Source organism: Acrocarpospora catenulata, from assembly GCF_018476525.1.
Taxonomy (GTDB): domain Bacteria; phylum Actinomycetota; class Actinomycetes; order Streptosporangiales; family Streptosporangiaceae; genus Acrocarpospora; species Acrocarpospora catenulata.
In genome coordinates this window covers 152,379-172,059 of sequence record NZ_JAHCST010000016.1, presented here as the reverse complement: position 1 = coordinate 172,059, position 19,681 = coordinate 152,379, and the positions used below count along the sequence as shown (strand labels likewise).

At 67.9% G+C, this 19,681-nt stretch carries 21 protein-coding genes; 10 read left to right on the top strand and 11 right to left on the bottom strand.

What is annotated here, in order from left to right; genetic code table 11:
• Nucleotides 1-622: amidohydrolase family protein (locus tag KIP79_RS19470; protein ID WP_214106268.1), on the bottom strand; the 622-nt coding region annotated here is incomplete at its 3' end.
• A gap of 112 nt (nucleotides 623-734) precedes the next feature.
• On the opposite strand from KIP79_RS19470, the gene KIP79_RS19465 reads away from it, so the two are divergent.
• Nucleotides 735-1,286: a S1 RNA-binding domain-containing protein gene (locus KIP79_RS19465; protein ID WP_214106267.1), complete on the top strand. Its 552-nt coding sequence runs from the start codon at nucleotides 735-737 to the stop codon at nucleotides 1,284-1,286.
• A gap of 70 nt (nucleotides 1,287-1,356) precedes the next feature.
• On the opposite strand, the gene KIP79_RS19460 is transcribed toward KIP79_RS19465, so the two are convergent.
• The 3 genes from KIP79_RS19460 to KIP79_RS19450 all read right to left on the bottom strand — a co-directional run bounded on the left by KIP79_RS19460 (nucleotide 1,357) and on the right by KIP79_RS19450 (nucleotide 3,191).
• A complete protein-coding gene (locus KIP79_RS19460; RefSeq protein WP_214106266.1) occupies nucleotides 1,357-1,782 on the bottom strand; it encodes a DUF6262 family protein in 426 nt (141 codons plus the stop codon).
• A 308-nt stretch (nucleotides 1,783-2,090) separates the two neighbouring features.
• Nucleotides 2,091-2,864, bottom strand: a complete 774-nt coding sequence (locus KIP79_RS19455) for a tyrosine-type recombinase/integrase (RefSeq protein WP_214106265.1) — start codon at nucleotides 2,862-2,864, stop codon at nucleotides 2,091-2,093.
• Nucleotides 2,865-3,191 carry a hypothetical protein gene (locus tag KIP79_RS19450; RefSeq protein WP_214106264.1) on the bottom strand — a complete coding sequence of 109 codons (327 nt, stop codon included), beginning with the start codon at nucleotides 3,189-3,191 and terminating at the stop codon, nucleotides 2,865-2,867.
• A gap of 386 nt (nucleotides 3,192-3,577) precedes the next feature.
• Here KIP79_RS19450 and KIP79_RS19445 point away from each other — a divergent pair, with 386 nt between their 5' ends.
• From KIP79_RS19445 to KIP79_RS19435, 3 genes are read left to right on the top strand one after another with little or no spacing between them, the layout of a single operon-like run.
• Nucleotides 3,578-4,606, top strand: a complete 1,029-nt coding sequence (locus KIP79_RS19445) for a LacI family DNA-binding transcriptional regulator (RefSeq protein WP_214106263.1) — start codon at nucleotides 3,578-3,580, stop codon at nucleotides 4,604-4,606.
• Between the two features lie 12 nt (nucleotides 4,607-4,618).
• Nucleotides 4,619-5,377, top strand: a complete 759-nt coding sequence (locus KIP79_RS19440; protein ID WP_214106262.1) for an enoyl-CoA hydratase/isomerase family protein — start codon at nucleotides 4,619-4,621, stop codon at nucleotides 5,375-5,377.
• Nucleotides 5,378-5,435: 58 nt separating this feature from the next.
• A complete protein-coding gene (locus KIP79_RS19435; protein ID WP_250213465.1) occupies nucleotides 5,436-6,968 on the top strand; it encodes a PucR family transcriptional regulator in 1,533 nt (510 codons plus the stop codon).
• A 5-nt stretch (nucleotides 6,969-6,973) separates the two neighbouring features.
• Here the strand turns inward: KIP79_RS19435 and KIP79_RS19430 are convergent, their stop codons facing one another.
• Genes KIP79_RS19430 through KIP79_RS19405 form a run of 6 tightly spaced genes read right to left on the bottom strand, consistent with a single transcriptional unit; the run spans nucleotide 6,974 to nucleotide 11,116 of the window.
• A complete protein-coding gene (locus tag KIP79_RS19430; protein WP_214106260.1) occupies nucleotides 6,974-7,363 on the bottom strand; it encodes an allophanate hydrolase-related protein in 390 nt (129 codons plus the stop codon).
• Complete coding sequence (locus tag KIP79_RS19425; RefSeq protein ID WP_214106259.1) at nucleotides 7,360-7,800, bottom strand: MaoC family dehydratase; 441 nt, start codon at nucleotides 7,798-7,800, stop codon at nucleotides 7,360-7,362. Before KIP79_RS19425 ends, KIP79_RS19430 begins: the two co-directional genes overlap by 4 nt.
• Nucleotides 7,797-8,630 carry a TRAP transporter substrate-binding protein DctP gene (gene dctP, locus KIP79_RS19420; RefSeq protein WP_214106258.1) on the bottom strand — a complete coding sequence of 278 codons (834 nt, stop codon included), beginning with the start codon at nucleotides 8,628-8,630 and terminating at the stop codon, nucleotides 7,797-7,799. The genes KIP79_RS19425 and dctP overlap by 4 nt, the downstream gene beginning before the upstream one ends.
• Entirely contained in the window at nucleotides 8,627-8,974 is a 348-nt protein-coding gene (locus KIP79_RS19415; protein WP_214106257.1) for a hypothetical protein, read from the bottom strand. The genes dctP and KIP79_RS19415 overlap by 4 nt, the downstream gene beginning before the upstream one ends.
• Nucleotides 8,964-9,908 carry a dihydrodipicolinate synthase family protein gene (locus KIP79_RS19410; RefSeq protein ID WP_214106256.1) on the bottom strand — a complete coding sequence of 315 codons (945 nt, stop codon included), beginning with the start codon at nucleotides 9,906-9,908 and terminating at the stop codon, nucleotides 8,964-8,966. Before KIP79_RS19410 ends, KIP79_RS19415 begins: the two co-directional genes overlap by 11 nt.
• Nucleotides 9,905-11,116 carry a CaiB/BaiF CoA transferase family protein gene (locus KIP79_RS19405; RefSeq protein ID WP_214106255.1) on the bottom strand — a complete coding sequence of 404 codons (1,212 nt, stop codon included), beginning with the start codon at nucleotides 11,114-11,116 and terminating at the stop codon, nucleotides 9,905-9,907. The genes KIP79_RS19410 and KIP79_RS19405 overlap by 4 nt, the downstream gene beginning before the upstream one ends.
• Nucleotides 11,117-11,351: 235 nt before the next feature.
• Between KIP79_RS19405 and KIP79_RS19400 the strand changes: the two genes are divergently transcribed.
• The 6 genes from KIP79_RS19400 to KIP79_RS19375 are packed head-to-tail and all read left to right on the top strand — an operon-like array spanning nucleotide 11,352 to nucleotide 18,495.
• Complete coding sequence (locus tag KIP79_RS19400; RefSeq protein WP_214106254.1) at nucleotides 11,352-12,977, top strand: thiamine pyrophosphate-binding protein; 1,626 nt, start codon at nucleotides 11,352-11,354, stop codon at nucleotides 12,975-12,977.
• A gap of 28 nt (nucleotides 12,978-13,005) precedes the next feature.
• Entirely contained in the window at nucleotides 13,006-14,091 is a 1,086-nt protein-coding gene (locus KIP79_RS19395) for an ABC transporter substrate-binding protein (RefSeq protein WP_214106253.1), read from the top strand.
• Nucleotides 14,092-14,125: 34 nt separating this feature from the next.
• On the top strand, nucleotides 14,126-14,971 hold the full coding sequence (locus tag KIP79_RS19390) for an ABC transporter permease (protein WP_214106252.1): 846 nt from the start codon (nucleotides 14,126-14,128) through the stop codon (nucleotides 14,969-14,971).
• Nucleotides 14,958-15,752: an ABC transporter permease gene (locus tag KIP79_RS19385; RefSeq protein WP_214106251.1), complete on the top strand. Its 795-nt coding sequence runs from the start codon at nucleotides 14,958-14,960 to the stop codon at nucleotides 15,750-15,752. Before KIP79_RS19390 ends, KIP79_RS19385 begins: the two co-directional genes overlap by 14 nt.
• Entirely contained in the window at nucleotides 15,742-16,875 is a 1,134-nt protein-coding gene (locus tag KIP79_RS19380) for an ABC transporter ATP-binding protein (RefSeq protein WP_214106250.1), read from the top strand. The genes KIP79_RS19385 and KIP79_RS19380 overlap by 11 nt, the downstream gene beginning before the upstream one ends.
• Nucleotides 16,876-16,905: 30 nt before the next feature.
• Nucleotides 16,906-18,495, top strand: coding sequence for a zinc-binding metallopeptidase family protein (locus KIP79_RS19375; protein ID WP_214106249.1), 1,590 nt, complete (start codon nucleotides 16,906-16,908; stop codon nucleotides 18,493-18,495).
• Here the strand turns inward: KIP79_RS19375 and KIP79_RS19370 are convergent.
• Nucleotides 18,476-19,672, bottom strand: coding sequence for an MFS transporter (locus KIP79_RS19370; protein WP_256447333.1), 1,197 nt, complete (start codon nucleotides 19,670-19,672; stop codon nucleotides 18,476-18,478). The two genes, KIP79_RS19375 and KIP79_RS19370, sit on opposite strands and share 20 nt — an antisense overlap.
• Between the last annotated feature and the right edge of the window lie 9 nt (nucleotides 19,673-19,681).

The following is a 19,681-nucleotide window of genomic DNA, read 5'->3' as shown; positions in this document are numbered from 1 at the left end:
CGGCGTCGAGGGCGTCGGAACCGGACACGTGGAAGATGTAGACGGGCGTGTTCAGCCGCCGGGCGTACATCGACACCATCTGGATGGTCTCGGCCTCGGCGAGCCCGGGACGGCTGTGCGGGTAGTCGGCCAGGCTCAGCCTGCCGGAGCGGACCTGGTCGTCCAAGGCGCAGGCGAGGATCTCATGGTTCTCCGCGTGGAAGCCCGGCAGGCCGCCGTGGGCGGCGATGGCCCGCATCAGCGTCCAGGCGTTGCCGTCGTCGACCCGCCGGTCCTCGTAGGTCGTGTACATCTTGAACGAGATGAAACCCTCGGCGACGACCCGGCCGATCTCGTCGAGGGCTCGGGCGTCGGCCGCGGTGAGGATCGGGTGGAACCCGAAGTCGACGGTCGCGCCGACGGCGGCTTCCTCGACCCGGGCGCGGCAGCGGTCGGTCAGACCACCGCCCTCGGGCGGGACGAAGTCGATGATCGTGGTTGTTCCGCCGAGCGCCGCGGCCCTGGTCGCGCTGTACCAGTCGTCCACCGTGACGGTCCCGTCGAAGGGCCAGGCGACGTGGGTGTGGGTGTCGATGCCGCCGGGCATGACGAGCAGCCCGGTGGCGGCGCGCATCGATTCCACGGCCAGGCCGTAGTACTCGGTCGTCCAGTGAGTATCCGGGGTTGCGATCTTGAGAAGTATTGTCCTTGCAGGTCGATCGCCTGCGGTCGCGTCCGTGTGAAAACGTAGTGGCATGCCAGAGCCTGCCCTCAGCAACTCGGAGAAGACCTTCCTGCACACGTTGCGCCGGGGTCAGCGCATCGAAGTAACGGTGATCGAGATCGCTGACTTCGGCGTCACTTTTGTTGATATCGGCGGATTCACCGCGATGATCAACATTCCTGAGCTGTCGTGGCGTCGGATCAACCACCCCGGTGACGTCGTTTCCATTGGGCAGCAGGTCACCGCCGAGATTCTTGATGTGGATATCGAACGCGGGCGGGTGGCGCTGTCACTGAAGGCGCTGCAGGATGATCCGTTGCATGAGCTTGAGCGGCAGATCGGATCGCTTGTCAGCGGACCGGTCACCAAGATCGCACCGATCGGGGTCTTCGTTCGCGTGGAGGACGGAGACGACGGCTTCGAAGGTCTTGTGCCCAATACAGAGCTCGGGGGCAACGAGGTGGAGATGGGCGACATCCTCATTGTGAGGATCAGCCTGGTCGACGTTCCTCGGCGGCGGATCGGTCTGACGCTCGCGCAGGCGCCGGCTGGTCTCAGCGATGTCGATGACAACCATGTGTGACTTTTCGCGGTCGATGCCGACTCTCGTCTGGGATGCCTGGTCACGGAGTGGAAGCAGCCGGATCGGGTCGTCATTTGTCGGGAGCGGAACCTGTTCCTCGCGGCCCCAGACGTCTGCGCAGTTCGAGGTTCTCACCGTGTGCGGCTTCCAAAGCCCGTTTGAGTACGGTGATTTCGTCGCGGTGACGGCGTTTGAGATCGGCGAGTTGGGCGGTGAGGGTGCGGACCACACTGCTGGGCTGGTCAGGGTCGACTTGCTGAGATCGGGTTGCGGGAGGCGTTCCTCGCTGTTGGTCGCGGAGTTGCTCAACGCGCCGTCGGATCTCAGTGTTGCGATAGAGGAAGTCGAGGGAGACGCCTGCGGCCTGAGCCAGGCCGCGGAAGGTGATCGGGTCACCTCGGCGGATCATGTCACGCAGCCCTTGCTCGGCCCGCTGGATGGCGGCGGCCTTCTTGGCCGTGGCGGCTCTGCGCAGGTTGTCGGGGTTACCGCGCATTGTCGCGGGTCTCCTCTGCTTTGGCGGCGCGGGCATCGGTGCGTGCCGAGACCCCAGCGCCGCGAACAGCCTGGGGGGTGCCGTCGGCGACGCGGGTCTGCTCGAGCCTGACGATGATCCTTCGAGGGCGTCATGCACTTGGAGCCGCCCGGCGAGCCAGACGTTGTCGGCACCCATCGGCTGGCCGGTGCGGGCCTGGAAAGGCCTGCTGTCGCTCGGTGATGAGCTGTTCGGTGCGCTGCCGCTGAATCTGGAGCTCGGGCAGGAAGGTGGCGTCGGTGGTGAACTTCTCGCAGGTCAGACAGGCGTTACCCTTCTCGCAGACCTGGCGAGGAGGCAGAAGGCACCAGCCGTTGGGCAGGATCCGGTCGGTGCGCTTGTCCAGCTCCAGCATGTCGTAGAGATCTCGCAGGTCGGTCTGCAGGTCGCGGCCCTCGGCGGTGACCTTGCGGTAGCGCAGGAACTCGGCTTCGTGCGTGGCGGCGAGGGTCTCGGCGTACTCCATGGTCATGGTCGGGGAGATGGCCCATGTAGCGCTGGACGACGTGCAAGGGGACGCCGGCGTTCAGCAGGCTGGTGGCCTTGGTGTGCCGGAATCGGTGGGTGCGGTTGAAGTCGACCAGGCGTCCGAAGCTGTCGCGGATGTCGAGCCGCTGGGCGAACTTGGCGAGCCCTTGGTGGACGCGCTCCAGGACGTAGGCCTTGTCTGCGTGCCGGTTCATCTTGTGCGCCAGGAACAGGTACTTCGGTGTCGTGCCCGGCGCCCAGCGGGGTGCAAGGCGGGTGTCGACCCATTGCTGCTGCTCGCGGATGATCGCGACGATCTCGGCGTCGACGAGCATTGTGTCCGGGGCTTGCTCGATCTTCGTTTGCTGGTAGCGGAGCTTGGCGACGAACGCGCCGTCGGCGGCATCCTGTTCACTCGGCGGGTTCAGCTGGTCCAGCGGGAACAGCGGGTCCCGGTCGAGCATGCGGATCTCGCTGATCCGGCGGCCGGTCCGGGCCACGAGCATCATGATCCGCATGATCTGCTCGTCGTTGAGCCCGCCGTCCTCCTCGGGCCTCACCTCGATGATCGTCACTCACCACTTGGAGGAGCTGCCCTCCAACACCTCGCATGCACTCCTGCTGGGCGAAGGCCGCATTGAGTTCGACGGGAACTCCCCCTCCGGCACGACCACGTTGTCCGATGCCGACCAGTCCAGACCGTTGGTCACCGGCGCCAGACCGGTGCTCGTGTTCTGGGTGAACGCCACCCGTTCCGATGCCCCCGACGCGAACTGCGCGAGCGCGCCACGCGCGTGGGCGATCGCATCCATCCAGGTGCTCTTCGCCCCGCCGCCCTGCAGCGCGTGCGTCTCCACGATGCGCCGCATCGCGGCGAGTGTCCACTCGGAAAGAATGCCCACGGCGGCGCCATCTCAGCTTGGAACCGTCTTCGATGGGCCTCGATATGGCCGATCTGGCACCGCGACGACCTTCGAGCTGCAACGGTCGATCGCTGAACTGACAGGCACCGAGACGGCCATCGCCACCATATCCTTCCCCCACGACACCGGCCTCGCACCAACAGGTGAAGCGCACCCAGCCGGCCACAGGCGAAGCTGTCGGCCGCCGTCGTCACACGGCGTGGGCCGTGGCTGGTCGGCGGACGGTCGGGACATCCTCACCGATGGATATCGTCTGCTGTGAAAATATGGGATCGATTCCCGACCCTTGCTAGCCTGGTTGTAGGTCCAGTAAGTTACGTTTAGTTTCCCTGGATGTGGGAACGATCCCAGGACAAGGAGCCGGGATGGGTGTCACTCTGATCGATGTGGCCAAGGCCGCCGGAGTCTCCCGCAGCACGGTGTCTCGCGCGCTGTCCGATGGGACGGGCTATGTCGATCCCGAGACGCGGGAGAGGGTCCGTAACGTCGCGCGCCGCCTGGGCTATCAGCCCAACCTGATCGCGCGCGGGCTACGCGTGCAGCGTGTCGCGGCGGTTGGGGTGATCGTCAAGGATCTACTCAGCCACACCACTCTGCGCATGATCGAGAGTCTGCAGGACCGGCTCAACCAGGCCGGCTATCAGGTGTACCTGTGCCTCACCAAGGACCGGCCCGACCTGGAGCGGGGATATCTCGACACGCTGCTGGCCAGCCGTGTGTCGGGTCTGGTGGTGGCCACCTCGGGAGACAACGAGAGTAGGTACGCCCAGGCGATGTCCAGCGGGGTAGCCATCGCGAGTGTGATCCGCGACGCGCCCGTCACCGGGGTGCGCGAGTTCTTTGTCGATGAGCGCGAGAGCGCGCGCGCTGCCACTGAGTATCTGCTCAACCTCGGCCACCGCCGGGTCGCGATCGTGGTCGGCGAGTCGCGCTCGCGTTCCGCGGAGCTGCGCCTGGCGGGCTATCGTGACGCGTTCGCCAGCGCGAACGTGGAGCTCGACGACCGGCTCGTCTTCCGCGGTCGGTTCGCGGCCGAGACGGGCCACGCGGCGATCGCCACCTTCATCGGACTGCCGCACAAGCCGACCGCGCTGCTCATCGCCAACGACGAGGCCACCGAGGGGGTGGTCGCCGCGTGCGTGCACAACGGCATCGCCATCCCCGGCGACCTGTCCCTCATCAGTTACGAGGACTCCTCGCTGGTGCGCAACTGGTCTCCGCGCATCTCGGCGATCAACACGAACCCCGAGCTCATCGGCTCGGCCGTCGCTGACTACCTCGTGGGGGCGGCGCAGGAGAAGAACGACGAGGCGGGCGAGCCCACGAAGACGACCTTGTTCCCCTCGATTCTCATCCATCGGGAATCCTGCCGGATTCTCCCATCCATCAGCTAGGAGACACCGACGATGCTCGAACTGACCCGCCAAGGCCAGGCCGACGTCATCACGATCCGCCGCCCGGAAGCGCGAAACGCGCTGCGCATCGCGGACAAGGCGCGGCTCATCGAGTTGCTCAAGGAGGCGGACGAGTCCGACTCCCGGGCGATCATCCTGACCGGAGAGGGCGACAAGGCGTACTGTGCTGGCACTGATGTCAAGGAGATGTCGACCTTCACCGTGGCCGACGGCCTGGGCATGCTGACCGTCGAGCGCGACGTCTGCGATGTGATGATCGGCCTGGACAAGCCGATCATCTCCGCTCTCAACGGCACGGCCGCCGGGGCGGGCTGCGTCATGGTGTACTGCTCCGACATCGCCATCGCCGCGGAGCACGCGCTGATCGGGCAGCCCGAGGTCAAGCACGGCGCCCCGGCCGGACTGCACGTCGCGCTGCTGCCGCGCGTGGTGGGTCTGGCCCGGGCGCGGACCATGCTCTACACGGCCGAGTTCCTCACCGCGCACGAGGCGAAGGAGATCGGGCTCATCAGCGAGGTCGTGGCCGCCGACCGCCTGATGGACCGTGCGTTCGAGCTGGTCGAGCGCATCGCCGCGCTGCCCGAGCAGGCGATCCGGCTGCAGAAGCGCGCGATCGAGGCCTACATCAGGGAGCCGGTCGACGCGGCGATCAACAGCACGCTGTACATGGTGGCGACGGCCTTCCAGAGCGATGTCCCCAAGCAGGTCATCGGCCAGTGGGTGCGCACGCGCGGCTCGTCCGCGGCGTGAGATCCGCGGGCCCGGGCGCCTGAGTCGGCAGAAGCAACGAGACCAGGAGATCACGGAAATGGCTCCGACACGTTCGACACGGATGGCGTCCGGCACCTACCACCCGCGACGGGCCGCGGCTCTCGGCATCCCGCTGGAGCTCGTGCTGGCGAACGAGGCTCTTGGGCTGACCGTCGTGGCCGGCGCCGAATGGGTCCCGAACCGCCACGTGAAGTGGGCGACCGTGTCCGAACTGCCCGACCCCAGGCACTCGCTCATCGGCGGCGACCTGCTGCTGACGACCGGCATCAGCCAGAACACGGCGGCGCGGCAGCGCGCCTTCGTCGAGCACGCGGCGGAAGGCGGCGCGTCCTGTCTCGCCTACGCCACCCAGTTCTCCTTCGACACCATCCCCGGCGTGGTGCTGGAGACAGCGCGGGAGTATCGGCTCCCCGTCCTGGAGGTGCCGTGGACCACGTCGTTCGCGACGATCGGGCGTTACATCGCCAGCCAGGTCGTCATCGGTCGATCACCCGCGTTCACGTACTCCGCGAACATCTACGAGAAGCTGGCCTCCGACGCCCAAGGTGAAGGGGGCCTTGCCGCCATCGCCGCTCAGGTGGCCAAGCTGGTACGGGGGAGCGTCTGGATCAGCGACGCCACCAACACCACGGTCGCCGAGCAGGCATGGGTGCCAGAGCAGGGTGAGGGGGCGACGTCGGACGCCCCCAGGCTCTACTCCATGCCGCTCGTGCACGGCGACGTGTTCCTCGGCCAGCTCACGGCCGAGTATCGCAATGACTCGGCGAACCTCCTGCGGTTCGCCGGGAACCTGGCGGCACTCGTCCTGGCCAAGGAGTCCGGGCGGCTGGAGGGGATGCGGCACCACATCGGGCAGATCATCGACGACATCCTCGCCGGCGACATCCCCGCCAGCGAGGCCCGCCGCCGCCTCCTGCGCTACGGGCTCGACGTCGATCAGCCCTGCGCCGTCGTGCTCGGCGAGACGATGCTCGGAAAGCGCAGGCTCGAACCTGCTCTGCTGCATCACGGCATCGGGGAGAACGTGCGGCGGGACCTCCTCCTGGGCGTTCATCCCAACGGGCGTATCCTCGCGATCGCACGCAGCGAGGTGGCGGCCGAGCAGTTCGCGCGCCGGCTGTTCAGCCTGATGTCCGCCATCTCGCCCATGTCGAGGGTGGGCATCGGGGGGACGTACAAGGGCGTCGAGGGGGTCCGCACCAGCTTCCTGGAGGCCCGCGAGGCCCTCAAGCGCGGCTACGGCGTCAACACCCGCAAGCCGTTGTCGTTCCTGACCAGCGTCCTCACCCAGGACAAGGAGCACCTCCGCCGCGTGGTGGAGGACACCCTGGCGCCCCTTCGCGGCGACGACCAGCAGAGCGTGCTGCTGGAGACGCTCAAGGTCTACTTCCAGGAGCGTTGCTCCGTGGTCAGCACGGCGGAGGTGCTGTTCGTCCATCGCAACACGGTGAAGTACCGTCTCGCGCAGATCGAGGCGCTGACCGGTCTCGATCTCAGTGATGTGGCGGATGTCTCGCAGCTGTGGTTCGCGTTGGCGGCCATGGACGACCAGCAGCTGGGCGGGGCGTGAGCTCCTTACCGATGGCGTAGGTAGTCCAGCCAGTCGGTCCACCCGTGCAGGAGGACGGCCGCGCCGGAGGAGCCTTTCCTCAGGGTCATGCCGAGGCTCAGTGAATCGTCGGACAGCCGGATGAGCGCGAGTTCCAGCTCTGGGGGCTCTGCCGGCAGGAGCCGGTCGGCGAGGGTGCGCAGGCGCACGGCGTAGAGTTCTCCGGTCACCGACACCGCGTCGGGGTCGGATTCGACCGTCTCGACAAGGGCGGGGAACCTGTCGGCCACGCTGTAGAGGCGGTAACGCGCCGCCGTCCGCGCCGGTGCCAGCAAGGTCGCGTCAGCGAGATGGTGGTGCAGCGCTCCCCCACGGCGCGCCTGGCCGAGGACGAAGAAGGTGGTCCGTGCGCTCACGATGCCCCTCTCGGGGTCAGTCCGCCGGGATCCAGGAACTGGGTGATGTGCCGCGCGACGGCCACAACCGCGTCCTCCTGATTGGTGCATGCGATGTTCGAGAACCCGCGGGATCGGGCGAGATCGAGTTCCTCGACCGTGTACCTCGTCGTGATCACGTCGCCGACGCGCACCGGCCGCACGAAGCGCACGCGATCGTATCCGTACGAGACCGTGGGCCTGCCGTGCGATTCGTGCAACAGCGAGCTGGCCGTGGACATCAAGCCCATGATCAGGGTGCCGTGGGCGATCCGTCCGACGTCCGTGCCGAGGGCGGAGCGCTTGTCGACATGGTTGGGGCTGAAGTCTCCAGTGATGCCGGCGTAGAGCAGGATGTCGGAGAGCAGGACACGCCTGCGAAAGGTGACCTGATCGCCCACTGAGATCGGCACGCTCACGCGGACTCCTTTCGTACGGACTCCAGCACCTGCGGACAAGCCCGCGCGACGGCGTCCCCCAAGGCGGCCACGAGCCGAGGGCTGGCCTCGCGGCGAACGCGCATCACCGACTCCAGCCGCCGCAGCGCGGCCTCGTCGCGCGCCTGATAGGCGTGCCGTTGCACCCGCTCCGCCGCGGCTACGCGGGAGGCGGCGAGGGTGTCGCCGGCCACCGCCGTGTTCACGACCAGGGCGGCGACGGCGTGGGCGTGAGCGGTCAGGGTCAGGTACGGGAACCACTCGTGGAGGCCGTAGTCGAGCACGTTGCTCGCCGAGCGCTCGCATGCGTCGAAACGCCCCGTACGGGCCGCCTGCGCGAAGTCGCTGCCGGGAACGGGGACGGGATGGGCACCGAGTATGCGGAGCACGTCCGCGAGGAGGGATCCGGGCATGGTGCGTACCGTCCGGCCGGCGAAATCATCAATCAATGGCGTCTTCGTGACGAAGTGCCGCGTCCCGCCGTCGAAAACGCCCCACACGTCCAGGCCGTGCGGAGCGAGATCGGCGCGCAGCGTGTCGCGTCCGGCGCCATCCCAGAACCGCATGGCGTACGCGCGCGAGGCGAACAGATAGGGCAGGTCAGCCAGAATCGCCGCAGGACAGATATCGGCCAGCAGCCCGACCGGCACGACGGCGCCCATCGACCGGCTCGCGCGCACGTCATGGAGCACGTCGGCCTCGGCGCGACCGCGGGCCACCTCGACCCCCGTGCCCGTGAACATCGCGGTCAGCGCGGCGTGATACGTCGAGGTGTCGTCGGTGAAGTGCCACACCGTGCGGGCGGCAGTCACGGCTCCCCGATCGGGTCGAGTGTGACCTGCCCGTGCGCGAGCTCCTCGGCGTGATTGCGGATGACCGTCACGGTCACGCTGCCTGCCGGACCGGTCTCGGCGACCGCGGTGATCGTGTCGCCGATCATGATCCGCAACGTCGGCTCCGTACGCAGGCTGAGATTGAGCTGGGACGCCGCCAGCTCACCCTCCCCCACCAGCCGCGACAGCGGCACGACCAGGTACGTCAGTGCGAGGTAGTTGCTCACGCCGAAATGCGGCACTTCGCGGCCGACGTCGCCGAACACCGTCGCGAAAAACGCCACATCGAGTTCCTCCACCGTCTTGCTGAACTCAGCGCGCATGCCCGGCCCCGATCCTCGCCGCACGGAGGGCGGCGACGATCTCGTCACGCTCCGCCGGGGGGACGGCGATGAGGGGCTCGCGCACCCCAGCGTGCCCGATGACGCCCATCTCGTGCAGCGCGGCCTTCATCCGGTTGTGCATGTCGATGAGCGGAGCCCGGTAGAACACGCTGATGAGCGGCAGCAGCCGGGCGTTGGCCTCGCGCGCGGCGGGCAGGTCGCTGCGGCCGAGGGCGTCGACGATCGTGTGGAGCAGTTCGGGCACCACGCTCGCGACACCCGAGAGCACGCCGTTCCCCCCGAGGGCGAGGGTGCCGAACAGCCAGCGGTTGTTGGAGGTGAGCACGGAGACCGGGCGGTCCAGTTCCGCGAGTGCCGCCACGTTCTGCTCGTAGGCGAACACGTCGTCGCTGCCCTCCTTGACGGCGATGATCTGCGGCACCGCCGCGCACAGCTGCCGCAGACCTTCGCTGGCAAGACCCGCCCCGGTACGGACGGGACGCTGGAAGTAGCAGATCGGCAGCGCCGTGGAGTCGGCGACCCGGCGCACGAAGTCCACGTACATCTGCGGTTTGAGGGGAGCGCCGATGGCGAAGCCCTCGGGCGGGAAGAGCAGGACGGCGTCCGCGCCCGCCCGCTCCGCCCGCGCGGTCAGCCTGGCCGCTTCGTGCCCGTTCTCCCGCATGACTCCGGAGACGACGGCGACTCCGGGCGCGGCGCCCGCGCGTGCGTCCTCGATGAGCAGCTCGTACTCGTGGTCCTCCAGCGCACCGCTCTCGGAGGCGTGCGCATTGACCACCACGGCGTTCACCCCTGTGTGGGAGGTGTTCCAGCCGACGAAGTCGCGGAAGCCGTCGCGGTCGATGGTGCCATCCGGGTGGAACGGCAGAACGGCCGCGGTCCACACGCCGCCGACGCCGGTCAGGTCGATCACGCGGTGCCTCCGTGCGTGGCGCTGTAGATGACGCCATCGTCGTACAGCCTGGTCAGCTCGTCGGGATGGACGCCGAGTGCGGTGAGCACCTCATCGTTGTGCTCACCGAGCCTGGGCGCGCGCGTCGTGATGCCCGCCGGGCTGGTCGTGGCGCGGATCGGAGTGTTCAGCACCGTGAGCTCGCCGAGTTCAGGGTGATCGACTTTGACGAACATCTCCCGGGCCGCGAGTTGTGGATCGTTGACGACCTGTTCGATGGTGGCGACGGGTTCGGCGGGGATGTCGGACCGCTCGAACAGGCGCAGCAGTTCGGTGCCGTCCTGGTCGGCCATCCATGCCTTCAGGATGGCGTACAGCTCGTCGGCGTTCTCCCCGCGGGCGGCGACCGTGGCGAACCGCGGGTCCTCGCCCAGCTCCGGACGGCCGATGAGCGCGGCGAGCTTGCGCCAGAAGCTGTCGTTGCTCACGATGACGCAGATCCACCCGGTCGCGGTCTTGAAGTAGCCCCACGGCACGATGGACCGGTCGAACAGGCCGCGTCGCCGATAGACGACGCTGCCCTCGCTGGCCGTGTACAGCTGGAGCGCCCAATCGTGCATCTCGACGGCGCAGTCCAGCAGGGAGATGTCCAGCCGCTCCCCTCGTCCGGTGGATTCCCGCGCGTAGAGCGCCGCACAGATCGCGCCGAAGGCGTGCGCGGCCGCCGAGAAGTCGGGCATCGCGATGGGACTCGGCATCGGGGGTCCGTCCGGGTCGCCGACGATCTGCGGGATGCCCGCGCGCGCCTCGGCCAGCGCACCGTAGCCCGGTTTGAGCGCGTCGGGACCATCCTGCCCGTACGCGGAGATCGAGCAGAGGATCGCCCGCGGATTCAACTCCTGGATGCGCGCCCAGCCGAGCCCCAGCTTTTCCATGGTGCCGGGCCGGAAGTTCTCGATGATGACGTCCGCGCCGCGGATCAGCTCTTCGAGCAGGGCCATCCCGCGCGGCTTCTTCAGGTCGATCGACACGCTGCGCTTGCCGGCGTTCTGCTGGAGGAAGTACGCGCTTTCCCCGTTGGAGAAGTGGAACGGATTGCTGCGTGTGTCGTCGCCACGACCGGGCCGCTCCACCTTGATCACGTCCGCGCCGAGGCTTCCCAGCAGCAGCGCCGCGTGCGGACCGGCGGCGACCCGTCCAAGATCCAGCACCGTGACTCCGGCAAGCATTCCCCTACTCTGATCCATCCCGTCTCCCTCGTCACATAGCGCGTCACGTGGAAGTGAAGCACGCGGCCAACAGGGCGTCATTGTGCGAGTGGACATGGTTCTCCGGGATCGTGCTGTGCGCCGTGATCCCGTTACGTCCTGGCCGGCGGGGTTGTGCGTTTGGACATCGCCGGTCCCGTGATGTCTGTCACCCGCCATATATCTGACCCCGGACGGCTTGCATAAGCTCCCGGACATGTCTGCTGCACCGCCCAGCCCGGAGCCTCACCTCCTGAACTGCGGATCCACGGTCGCCCACGCGGTCGTTGACGCGCTCGGGCGGGAAGGCGTCGAGCGGGTCTTCGGTATCCCCGGAACCCACAATTTGGAGATCTACCGCCACCTGTCTAGATCCCGGATCACCCACACCGTCTTCCGCCACGAGCAGGGCGCCACCTTCGCCGCCGACGCCTACGCACGACGCAGCGGTCGGCCGGGAGTCGTGGTCACGACCTCGGGCCCCGGGGTGCTCAACGCGCTCTCTGCGGTCGCCAACTCCTACGCGGACGCCGTACCCGTGCTCGTGCTGTGCCCCTCGATCGCGGTGGGACACGAGCAGGAGGACCTCGGCTGGATCCACGAGGTGAAGAATCAGCTGCAGGCACTCGACGCCGTCGCCGAACGGGCGGTGCGCTGCTCGAACGCCGAACGGGTCAGCACCGAAATACACGACGCCTTCGCGCGGTGGCGGGTCGAGCGCACCCGCCCGGTGATCCTGGAAATCCCCCTCGACGTACTGGAAGGCCCGGCCGTACAGGGCCAGGACCGTGCGCTCAGCCGACCGGTGCCACCCAGCCCCGACGCGGCCACCGCGCGCGAGATCGCGCGACGCGTGGCGGAGAGCAGTCGCCCCCTGGTCATCGCGGGAGGCGGCACGATCGGCGCTCGCGACGCGCTGCGCGACTTCGCCGAACTCGCGGACGCGCCGGTCTTCACCACACAGCGCGCGAAGGGCGTGCTCCCGGAGACCCACCCGCTGGCTGCCGGAACGGAGTTCTACACGGACGCCGGCAGGCACCTCGTCGACTCCTCCGACCTCGTGATCGCGCTGGGCACCAAGTTCGGCCAGACCGAGCTGCGCGACCGCCCGCTCACCCCACCGGGGTTCACCGTCCGCGTCGACCTGCACGCGGGCCGGCTGTCGCAGCGGTTCCGCGCCGACCGGGCCGTGATCTCCGACACCACGGCCTTCCTCGACGCCGTGAACGCTGAGCTGCGACCGGCGTCCAAGGGCGGACCGCGGCGGACCGCCGCCGTCCGCGCCGAGATCCGCGGCGAACTCGACAGGAAGACCGCGCCATGGCAGCCCCTGCACGACGCCCTGCGGTCGGCGCTGCCCGCGGAGGCGGTCATCGTCGGCGACAGTTCCCAGGTCACCTACCGGGGAACGGTCCACCTCTGGCCGGCGGTGGAGCCGAACCAGGTGATCAGCCCCGTGACGTTCGCCACCCTCGGGTACGCCTTGCCCGGCGCGATCGGCGCCAAGCTGGCGGACCGATCGCGGAGCGTGGTCTGCCTGATGGGCGACGGCGCGGCCATGTTCTCGATCCAGGAGCTCGTCACGGCGGCGGAGCTGCGACTCGCGCTGCCGGTCATCGTCGTCGACAACGGGGGCTATTTCGAGATCAAGGAGGAGATGGTCGGGAGGGGCATCGCCCCCCTCGCCGTCGATCTTCTCAATCCAGACTTCGTGGCTCTCGCCAAGGCGATGGGCTGCGAGGGTGAGTCGGTCGGGACGGACCTCCAGGCACTGGGCAGGTCCGTTCAGCGCGCGCTTGCGCGGGACGTGCCGACTCTCATCCACGTCGTGGCCGGAACCTGAGGCCACGAGCACCGGAGGGAGAGTCCCGATGAATGTGAAATTCCTCAAGGGCGTGGCATCGCTCGGGGTGGTCGCGCTGACGCTGACCGCCTGCGGGAGCGACGGCGCCGATGACAATAGCGGTTCCGCCGGCGGCGGCAAGGTGACCTTCACCGCCTACGGCGGCACCGCGCAGGAGGCCTACACCAAGGCGTTCGTCGAACCGTTCGCCAAGGAGAGCGGCATCGAGGTCCTCCAGGACAGCCCGACCGCACGCGCGAAGATCGTGGAGATGGTCGGGTCCGGCAACGTGATCTGGGACCTCGTGCAGTCCGGCTACTCGATCGGTGTCGAGGACAACGCCCTTGGCGTGCTCGAACCGATCGACTGCAACGTCGTGCCGTGCGCGGACTTCACGGACGGGCCGGCCAAGGCCTACAAGTACGGTATGCCGGTGCAGACCTTCTCCGTCGTGCTGGCGTACAACACCAAGTCGTTCGCCGACAACCCGCCCACCTCGTACGCGGACTTCTTCGACACCAAGAAGTACCCGGGCAAGCGGGCGATCTACACCGGCGCGCCCACCGGCGCCCTCAACGGCATCCTCGACCAGGCGCTGGTCAACGACGGGGTGGCACGCGACCAGCTGTACCCGCTCGACGTCGACCGCGCGATCGCCAAGCTCGACTCCATCAAGAACGACATCGTCTTCTACACCGACTTCGGCCAGTGCACCGATCTGGTCGCCTCGGGCGAGGCCGTCATGGGCAACTGCTACAACGGGCGGGTCCTCAACGCGAAGACCGCCGGTCAGCCCATCGACATGGCGTGGGGTCAGCAGGTCATCTACACCGAATACCTGGTGATCGTGAAGGGCGCCCCGAACCGGGAGAACGCGCAGCGGCTGCTGGCGTACATGGTGTCGAAGGAGCACAACGGACGCCTGGCCGGGCAGATCGCCTACGGGCCCACCAACCCCAAGGCCACCGTCGACCCGAGTTCGCCCTTCCGCTCCGCCCTGCCGAGCGAGCACATGCTCGACGGCGACGACGCCCCGCTGTCCGTGGACAACGCGTGGTGGGCGGCGAACATGGACATGGTCGGCAAGAAGTGGGACGCGTTCGTTGCCAAGTAGCGGCCGTTCACGACTCGGCAACCCGTCGCGTGGGATGAACTTCTGGACCCTCGCCGGGTTGCCGGGCATTGTCTTCCTCGGGGCCGTGTTCGGCATCCCCCTCGTGCTCATCGTGATCCGCAGCTTCACCGACCCCGGGCCGGAGAACTACCTGGAGATCTTCACGAACGAGCGCTACCTCGGGTCGATCCTGCGCACGGTCGGGATGAGCCTGACGGTCACGCTGGTGTGCCTGGTCCTGGCCTATCCCTACGCCTATCTCATGGCGAGATCGTCCACGTTCGTGAAGTTGCTGCTGGGCGCCATGCTGTTGACGTCGTACTGGACGAGTTCGCTGGTGCGGACGTTCGCGTGGGGGGCCATCCTCAACAACACGGGGATCATCAACCAGTTCCTGCAGGACCTGGGGGTGATCGACCAGCCGCTGCCGCTTATCAGGAACATGTTCGCGGTCTTCGTCGGGATGACCCATGTGCTGTTGCCGTACGCCGTACTGGCGATCTATGCGACTTTGCGCACCATCGACGTCGACCTCGAACGGGCCGCGCTGGGCATGGGCGCGCGACCGGTGAAGGCGTTCTGGCGGATCACCTTTCCGCTCTCGCTGCCGGGAGTCGCCGCCGGGGCGATCCTCGTCTTCGTCATCGGCCTGGGGTTCTATCTGACGCCCATGTACCTCGGTGGTCCTGGCCAGGAGCTGGTGAGCGAGATGGTCGCGCGCGAGGTGCAGGACTTCCTCCGCCCGGGCCGGGCCGCCGCCCTCTCGGTGGTGCTGCTGGTCTTCGTCGGCCTGATCCTGGTCATCGCCACCCGCTTCGTCGGCCTGGGGGCGATCGTCGGCAACGCCGCGATCGACGGGAGGAAGAATGCGGCCAAGTAAGTTCACGATCGCCTTCGGGATCCTGCTCGCGATCTTCCTCGTCGCGCCGACGATCATCGTCACGGTCACCTCCTTCAGCGCGGGTGAGATCATCCAGTTCCCGCTGAAAGAGGCGTCCCTGCGCTGGTACGAGGAGATCCTCACCGACCGGGGCTGGCTCCAGGCGTTCGGCAACAGCCTCCTGGTCGGCCTGTTCGCGGCCCTGCTCGCGGCCGTGTTCGGGGTCTCGATCGCCTTCATGGCGGCCCGGGGCACGGCCGTGCCGCGGCGGCTGATCGTCAACGCCGGCATCGGCCCGATCCTGATCCCCGTCGTGGTCATCGCGATCGGGATCTACATGGTCTTCAGCCGGCTGGGGCTGGGCGGCGACGTGCCCTCCCTGGCGATCGCGCACTCGGTGATCGGCATCCCCTTCGTCTTCATCAACTCGCTGGCGGCGTTCGCCGCGCTTGAGGAGAACGTCGAGGACGCGGCGCTGGCCTGCGGCGCCTCCCGGGCCGTGACGCTCTTCCGCATCGTGCTGCCCCAGATCGCGCCGTCGGTGCTGGTGGGGAGCCTGCTGGCGTTCGGCTCGTCGTGGGACGAGGTCATCGTCGCCCAGTTCCTGAACACCCCCGGCTTCCGGACCATCCCGGTCGTCATCTGGGGCCAGATGCGCGAGGGCATCCAGCCGTCGACCGCGGCGGTCGGCACCCTGCTCACGCTCATCTCGATGGTGGTGTTCATCGTCATCGCACTGGTCAACTTGAACCGCGGACGGAGGCGGCAAGGTGTCGCATAACGGATCAACAGCGCCGGGCACCCAGGTCGACCTGCAGGGCATCTCCAAGCGGTACGGCTCGTTCCTCGCGCTCGACGACGTGTCCATCACCATCGAGCCCGGCGAGTTCGTCACGCTGCTGGGGGCGTCGGGGTCGGGGAAGACCACACTCCTGCGGATCCTCGCCGGCTTCCTGCAGCCGACCTCCGGCCTGATCACCCTGGACGCCACCGATGTCACCCGGGTTCCGGTGTACAAGCGCAACATCGGCATGGTCTTCCAGAACTACGCCCTCTTCCCCCACATGAACGTGGAGAAGAACATCTCCTTCCCGCTGGAGATGCGCAAGGTGCCGCGGGCCCGGCGCGACGAGCTGATCACCGGCGCCCTGCGCGCCGTGCACATGGAGGACTTCCGCCGCCGACTGCCCCGCGAGCTGTCAGGCGGTCAGCAGCAGCGCGTCGCGCTCGCCCGCGCCATCGTCACCAAGCCGAGCATCCTGCTCATGGACGAGCCGCTGGGCGCGCTCGACCGCCGGCTCAGGGAGTCGATGCAGATCGAGATCCTCAAGCTCTCCCGTGAGCTGGGCCTGACCGTGGTGAACGTCACCCATGACCAGGAGGAGGCGTTCACGATGAGCGACCGGATCGCGCTGCTCAGCCACGGACGGCTCGTCCAGTACTCCACTCCGGCCGAGATGTACGAGAAGCCCAACTCCTCACTGGTGGCCGAGTTCGTCGGGGAATCCAACGTGTTCCGATCCGACGAGCTCGTCACCGACCGTTCCCGCGTGGAGATCAAGGGAGACACCTGGCACGTGGCCGCCGAGGACGGCCTGGAACGCCTGTCGCCGGGCGACCGTCCCGTCGTGATCGTCCGCCCGTGGAGCATCTCGCTCACGGACGCGGCCGACAAGACCACCGTCCTCGCCGAAGGCGGACGCTCCCACCTCGAAGGCACCGTCTCCGCGGTCATCTACGCCGGAGAATCACGCAAGATCATCGTGCACGGCGGCGGGGACGACCGCAGGGAACTCATCGTCCGCCAGCCGATCGAGACCGAACTGAACGTCGCTGTGGGCGAGCGCGTACTGGCCCACTGGCCGAGCGTCAAGAACCTGCTGACCAAGGAACACGCAGCGTAGCCCGGCACCGCATGAGAAGGGATTTGAACAATGGACGCGCTGCAGCGGAAAGCCATCGAGATCATCGCGGCGGAACGGGCCCGGCTGTCGGACTTCCACATGCGCATCTTCGACTACGCCGAGCCCGCCTGGCGTGAGTACCGCTCGGCCGAGGCGTACGTGAACCTGCTGCGTACCGAGGGCTTCCACGTCGAGGAGTCCTCAGCGGGAATGCCCACCGCCTTCTGCGCGACCTGGGAGAACGGCAGGGGCGGACCCACCGTCGGCATGTACGCCGAGTACGATGCGACACCCGGCTACAGCCAGGACCCCGTCCCCTACCGTTCCCCACGGGCGGGCCTGCACAAGTGGGCCCCCGGCTTCACCGACTCCCACCACACGCTCGGAGTCGGCAGCCTGACGGGCGTGCTCGCCGCCAAACGCGCGCTGGAGGGCACGAACGTGCCCGTCCGGCTCAAGTTCTTCGGCGAGCCGGCCGAGAAGATGTGCGGATCGAAGGTCACCCACGCCGCCCACGGCTACTACGACGACCTGGACGCGGCGATCTCCTACCACCCCTACTGGCACAACACCGCCCTCTGGGACACCCTCGGCTGCTACTACTGGTCTGTCATGCTCACCTTCGAGTGCGAGGACGAGGACCCGTGGGGCGACTTCGCCGTGGACGCGGCGATGGGCAGCCACAACCGGGTGCGCTCCCCCGGCGCCACGGACGCGCTCGCGATGATGCTGATGAACACGAAGGTCGTCAAGGAGAACATGTTCCCCCGCATCGGCCTGTGGTCCCTCAACGAGGCCATCGTGGGATCCAACTTCGCCACGGCCGACAATCTGCCGGCGCGGATCGGCCAGATCCAGTACAGCTGGCGCTCCCCGTCCCACGAGGTACAGGAGACGATCCTCCACACGCTGCTGCGAACTGCCGCCGGCGTCGCGAACATGTCCAACACCCGCCTGTCGATGCGCTGGTTGTCCAAGGTACGGCCCGGCCTGCCCAACCACGCCTTGACACAGGCGACGTTCGACAACCTTGCTGAATTCGGGGCACCGGTGTTTGAGGAGTCGGTGTACCGGCATGCGGCCGCGCTGGAGTCCGAACTCGGCTTCACCCCTGGCGAAGATCCGTTCATGCCGCAGAATACGACGGTGACCCCGCTCGAGGTAACCGAGGCCAACATGCGCTTCAACCTGCCACAGTGGCAGACGCACAGCGGTGCCGACGACTACACCGAGTACACCTGGCACTGCCCTACCGCCCGTTTTTTCACCTCCCGTCCGTTCCTGCGCCAACTCGGCGGCTCCTACTGGCACTGGGCGAACAACACCTTCAACGGCCTGCGCGCGGCCATCGACCCGACCTGGGTGCGGGCCGGCGAGGTGATCGCCACGACGGTCATCAGGTACGTCCAGGACGACGCCCTGCGCGAGGCCGCGCGCACGGAATTCGAGGAACGCCGCGCCACCTCTGAGGAGAGGCTCCTGCGACCGGCCTTCGACGGCGACTTCGCGCCCCCGCATGACCTGCCGTGGCCGGAGTACGTGACGACCAAGCGCGGTCATGAGTGGGTGCTGCCGCACACCGACAACTTCGGCGAACTGCTCACGCGCCCCGGCGCCTGACACGGTACCCGGCGTACAGGACAGCGATCGCGAACAGGGGCGCCACCCCGGTGAAGAGCAGAGCCGGCGGGGCGCCCCACGCGGTGGTCACCACCCCCATGAGCGGCGCACCCAGGACGACACCGCCGTTGATGACGACGTAGTAGAGCGCCAGCGCCCGGCCGCGCATCCGGCTGTCGCTGTGCGCCTGGACCTCGGCGTTGGCGGCGGTCACGAACAACAGGTGCCCCACCCCCATCGCCACGCTGGCCGCCATGAGCAGCGCGGGACCGGGCGCGAGGGAGGCGAGCGCATGAAGCAGGGCGGCGACCCCCGCGACAGCGAACAGGTAGCCCGTGCCCTCGCGCCGGATCTGGGCTGAGACGAGCGCGCCGAGCGTCGCGCCCGCGGCCAGCGAGGCGGTCAGCAGGCCGTACCCGGCCGCGCCGACCTTGAAGACGCGCTCGGCGTAGTCGAGGAAGATCGGAGTCATCGGCCAGAAGAAGACGCTGTGCAGCGCGCACAGCCCCAGCGCCCACAACACCGCGGGCCTGCCCCGCACGTAGGCCAGGCCCTCGCGCAGGGCGCCCCACCTGGTGCCGCCGCTCCTTTCGGGGAACGGGCGATCCCGCGCGGGTACCCGCAGCAGAAAGACGATCGCCGTCAGGGCGCCCCCGGCGGCGATCAGCACGGCGATGCGGCTACCCATCGTCCCGATGATCAGACCGCTGACGAGCGGGCCGACCAGCGAGCCGAACTCCAGCACGGTGGACTTGACGGAGATGGCGCTGTTGATGTCCCGCGCGCTCAGGATGCCGCTTACCAGCACCCACCGCGTCGGGTTGTCGATCGCCGCGGTGGTCCCCGAGACGGCGGCGATCGCGTAGACGTGTACGGGAGCGAGCACGCCGAGCTGATTGAGCGTGAACAGCAGAGCGGCGAGGACGACGGAGATCGATGTCGTCACCGTGAGCACCACGTGCGGGCGGTACCGGTCGGCGACGACGCCCGTGAAGGCCCCCAGGAGCAGGGTCGGCAGGAACTGCACGGCGATGTTGACGCCCACGCTGCCGAGGCTTCCGGTGAGCTCGAACATGATCCAGTCTTGTGCGACCCGCTGGATCCACATGCCGGTGACGGCGGCCATCAGGTAGCCGATGTAGATCCGGAAGGAGGGCACACGCAGCGAGGAGAACATTCGGTCCCA

Coding starts and splice junctions, on each gene's coding strand:
- KIP79_RS19465 (WP_214106267.1), top strand. CDS start 735: ATGCCAGAGCCTGCCCTCAGCAACTCGGAGAAGACCTTCCTGCACACG.
- KIP79_RS19460 (WP_214106266.1), bottom strand. CDS start 1,782: ATGCGCGGTAACCCCGACAACCTGCGCAGAGCCGCCACGGCCAAGAAG.
- KIP79_RS19445 (WP_214106263.1), top strand. CDS start 3,578: ATGGGTGTCACTCTGATCGATGTGGCCAAGGCCGCCGGAGTCTCCCGC.
- KIP79_RS19440 (WP_214106262.1), top strand. CDS start 4,619: ATGCTCGAACTGACCCGCCAAGGCCAGGCCGACGTCATCACGATCCGC.
- KIP79_RS19435 (WP_250213465.1), top strand. CDS start 5,436: ATGGCTCCGACACGTTCGACACGGATGGCGTCCGGCACCTACCACCCG.
- KIP79_RS19415 (WP_214106257.1), bottom strand. CDS start 8,974: ATGCGCGCTGAGTTCAGCAAGACGGTGGAGGAACTCGATGTGGCGTTT.
- KIP79_RS19405 (WP_214106255.1), bottom strand. CDS start 11,116: ATGCTTGCCGGAGTCACGGTGCTGGATCTTGGACGGGTCGCCGCCGGT.
- KIP79_RS19400 (WP_214106254.1), top strand. CDS start 11,352: ATGTCTGCTGCACCGCCCAGCCCGGAGCCTCACCTCCTGAACTGCGGA.
- KIP79_RS19395 (WP_214106253.1), top strand. CDS start 13,006: ATGAATGTGAAATTCCTCAAGGGCGTGGCATCGCTCGGGGTGGTCGCG.
- KIP79_RS19390 (WP_214106252.1), top strand. CDS start 14,126: ATGAACTTCTGGACCCTCGCCGGGTTGCCGGGCATTGTCTTCCTCGGG.
- KIP79_RS19385 (WP_214106251.1), top strand. CDS start 14,958: ATGCGGCCAAGTAAGTTCACGATCGCCTTCGGGATCCTGCTCGCGATC.
- KIP79_RS19375 (WP_214106249.1), top strand. CDS start 16,906: ATGGACGCGCTGCAGCGGAAAGCCATCGAGATCATCGCGGCGGAACGG.
- KIP79_RS19370 (WP_256447333.1), bottom strand. CDS start 19,672: ATGTTCTCCTCGCTGCGTGTGCCCTCCTTCCGGATCTACATCGGCTAC.